Raw genomic sequence first — 2989 nt, 5'->3', positions numbered from 1 at the left:
CGCTGCATCTTTAAAAAGATCGAGTAGTAGTGTTTCATTCGCTTTTGGATCTCAAAGCTACCTTCACTAAAGCCGTTTGAAAGCATATACTCCTTGATCTTTTCGCTAAATTTGCTCAAGCTCATCTGAAGCTGCTGCTTATGCTCCTCGACGTAATCGGCGATCGCCGAATACTCTTTAGGCATAACGTATTTGAAGCTAAGATCTTCAAGCACGTTTTTGATCGATGAAATTCCAAGCCTGTGCGCGATCGGCGCGTAAACCAAAAGCGTCTCCTCGCCGATGCGTTTTTGCTTATCGGGGCGGAGCGCGTCTAGAGTTAGCATATTGTGCAGCCTGTCGCAGAGCTTGACTACCAAAACGCGCTGATCGTTAATGGAGATCATCAGCATCCTGCGGAAGGTAAGCGCGGTAGTGCGTAGCTTGGCGTTGCTATCGCCGGATGGAGCTAATTTATCCTCCCTGATGTTTACGATTTTAGTAAGCCCTTCTACGATTTTGGCTACTTCGTCGCCGAATCTTTGTCTAACCTGCTCGATGCTGTAATCTGTATCCTCTACTACGTCGTGTAGTAGCGCAGATATCACCATCGCGTCGTCTCCGCCCATAAAAGATACGAAGCAAGCTACCAAAATCGGATGGATCGCATACGGCTCGCCACTTTTGCGAAACTGCCCGTCATGCTGCGCGATGCATAAATTTATAGCATCCACTAGCAGCGGAGTGGGCTCTTTTAGATTATAAAGTAGCTGCTTGGCGCTTTGAATGTCTTTGGTATCGACGACATCGTCGATGAGACTTTCTAAGAAGTTATCATTAATCCTTGTCAACGATTCCATCTAATGCGATCTTACTTTCGGCTAGTTCCAAGATTGCTATATCGGCAAATTTCATCTTGCGAGTATCTACATTCTCTATCAGCGGCGGTTCGCCCGCAGCTAGCTGCTCGGCGCGTTTGCTTATCATCAAAGATAGCTTATATCGGTCTCCGCCCGTTACTTTTAAAGCCTTGGCTACAATTTGTTCGGTTCTCATCAATTCTCCTTAAATTTTAAATTTCAGTTTTTTACGATCGAGCAGGAGCTTAGATCTCCGCCCTCGACGATTTTGTATAAATTTCCGCTCTTAAACATATTGCACACGATGATCGGAAGCGCGTTGTCCTTGGCAAGCGCGATAGCCGTATCGTCCATCACCCTGATGTTGTCGTGCAGGGCTTGATCGTAAGTGACTTTGGAAAGCAATTTGGCGTCTTTAAATTTTTGCGGATCCTTGTCGTAGATCCCCATTACCTTAGTGGCTTTTATGATAGCGTCGGCTCCGATCTCGATCGCGCGGAGAGTGCCCGCAGTATCGGTAGTAAAAAACGGATTTCCCGTGCCCGCGGCAAAGATCACGACGCGCCCTTTTTCGAGGTGTCTTTTAGCGCGACCGATGATGAAGGTCTCGCAGATCGCCTCCATCTTTATCGCACTTTGCACGCGTACGTCCATACCTGCGTATTCTAGCGCCTCTCTCATCGCGATTGCGTTAATGACGGTCGCTAGCATGCCCATATGATCGCCGCTGGTGCGTTTGATGATACCGCTAGCCGCGGCGCTTACGCCTCTGATGATGTTGCCGCCGCCGATTACGATGCCTACTTCGATGCCGCCCTCTACGAGCTGCTTGATCTCTTTAGCGATAAATTTTAAAATTTCGCTGTCGATCCCAAAGCCGTTCTCTCCCGCTAGCGCTTCACCCGAAAATTTTACGAGTATGCGATTGTATTTAGCCATAAATTTAGCTCCTAATAAAATTTTAAAATATTATCCAAAAGTCGTTTAAAAATAACTTTTTAGGCTATTTTAGATGATCTTTAAGGCGGTTTATCCAGATCTTTTTCGGAGCGATTATCTCGCTAGCGCTGCCGTTTACGGCGTGATAGATCAGCGTGCCGTGCAAGCTCGCGTAGTAGCGGATTATGAGGCGCTGCAAATAGGGCTCGTAGCTCGGCACGAACCAGCCGTTATTGCTGATCGCTACGACATATTTGGGCGAGCCCTCGTAAAGCTCCGCGCGCGTAGCCTCGTAGCAAACGGCGCTTCTTACGCTCTTGCCGCCAAGCTCGTAGTCGCTAAAACCGCTAGCCGTCGAAAAATCGGTCGCGCCGCCTAACAGCACGCGGTTGATAAAATTTCGCGCAAATTCAGGTAGCGGCACCATTTCGCCAAACGGCACCAAAATATGCTTATCGAAGCGGCTCATTTCCCCGTTTGCAAAAAGATAGGCACTGTTTTTAAGTCTGTTAGTGCTTCCTTTTGCGGGGAAGGCGGCTACAGACGAGACCCCTACTGAGGGACAAGAGGAGGATTACACAAGCATAGTGATGGAACACATTGCCGATTCTCACGATTATCACTTATTTGACTGGAATGGGCACCCTATAAGTCTCTCCTTGCCTATAATCCTTTGGACAGACCAGGGCTTGGTTACTTTCCTCTCTAGCGAATTTCATCACGATGACAAAGGAGCTGTGGTGGTGGCAAAAGGAAACCAATATTTTACGCGTGTACATGGGCAGATCTACTACACCGATGCCCAAGGACGTCTCTTTTACGATGAAAATCACCAAGTAACCAATGCACGCCCCTTGGACTTTTCTATAACCAAGAATGTATTGTTACTTTTCCTCATAGCACTCCTCATGGTGCTTGCCTTTACTTCTATAGCGCGTTCTTATAAGAAAAACCCTAAAGCCCCTAAGGGCTTGGCCAATCTTTTGGAAATGCTCATTGTCTTTGTTCGCGATGACATAGCCCGTCCTAATATAGGCGACAGAAAGTACGAGCGCTATATGCCTTATTTGCTTACAGTCTTCTTTTTGATTCTGATAGGAAACCTTTTGGGGCTGGTGCCTATTATCTCAGGTACCCTCACCAATGATATTATATTTACAGGGACATTGGCCTTGCTTACGTTCCTTATCACAACCTTTAGTGGGAATGGT

At 47.1% G+C, this 2989-nt stretch carries 5 protein-coding genes; 1 reads left to right on the top strand and 4 read right to left on the bottom strand.

From position 1 onward, the window contains the following. The 4 genes from Q0095_RS04620 to Q0095_RS04605 all read right to left on the bottom strand — a co-directional run. Positions 1-839, bottom strand: an 839-nt coding sequence (locus Q0095_RS04620) for an HD domain-containing protein (protein ID WP_297881802.1), incomplete at its 3' end; no start/stop codon positions are given. Next, positions 817-1035 (bottom strand): DNA-directed RNA polymerase subunit omega, encoded by a 219-nt coding sequence (locus Q0095_RS04615; RefSeq protein WP_297881800.1) that lies wholly within the window; start codon positions 1033-1035, stop codon positions 817-819. The genes Q0095_RS04620 and Q0095_RS04615, both read right to left, overlap by 23 nt. A 23-nt stretch (positions 1036-1058) precedes the next feature. Next, positions 1059-1778: a UMP kinase gene (gene pyrH, locus Q0095_RS04610; RefSeq protein WP_297881798.1), complete on the bottom strand. Its 720-nt coding sequence runs from the start codon at positions 1776-1778 to the stop codon at positions 1059-1061. A 64-nt stretch (positions 1779-1842) separates the two neighbouring features. After that, entirely contained in the window at positions 1843-2247 is a 405-nt protein-coding gene (locus Q0095_RS04605) for a hypothetical protein (RefSeq protein ID WP_297881796.1), read from the bottom strand. Positions 2248-2368: 121 nt separating this feature from the next. On the opposite strand from Q0095_RS04605, the gene Q0095_RS04600 reads away from it, so the two are divergent. Further along, on the top strand, positions 2369-2989 hold a 621-nt coding region (locus tag Q0095_RS04600), incomplete at its 3' end, for a F0F1 ATP synthase subunit A (protein ID WP_297881794.1).

It is taken from the genome of uncultured Campylobacter sp., from assembly GCF_938045535.1.
Classification (GTDB): domain Bacteria; phylum Campylobacterota; class Campylobacteria; order Campylobacterales; family Campylobacteraceae; genus Campylobacter_B.
This window is presented reverse-complemented; position numbering and strand designations above follow the sequence as displayed.

Excerpts from the sequence above, each read along its gene's own strand:
- Q0095_RS04605 (WP_297881796.1), bottom strand. The coding sequence starts at position 2,247 with ATGAGCCGCTTCGATAAGCATATTTTGGTGCCGTTTGGCGAAATGGTG.
- pyrH (WP_297881798.1), bottom strand. The coding sequence starts at position 1,778 with ATGGCTAAATACAATCGCATACTCGTAAAATTTTCGGGTGAAGCGCTA.
- Q0095_RS04615 (WP_297881800.1), bottom strand. The coding sequence starts at position 1,035 with ATGAGAACCGAACAAATTGTAGCCAAGGCTTTAAAAGTAACGGGCGGA.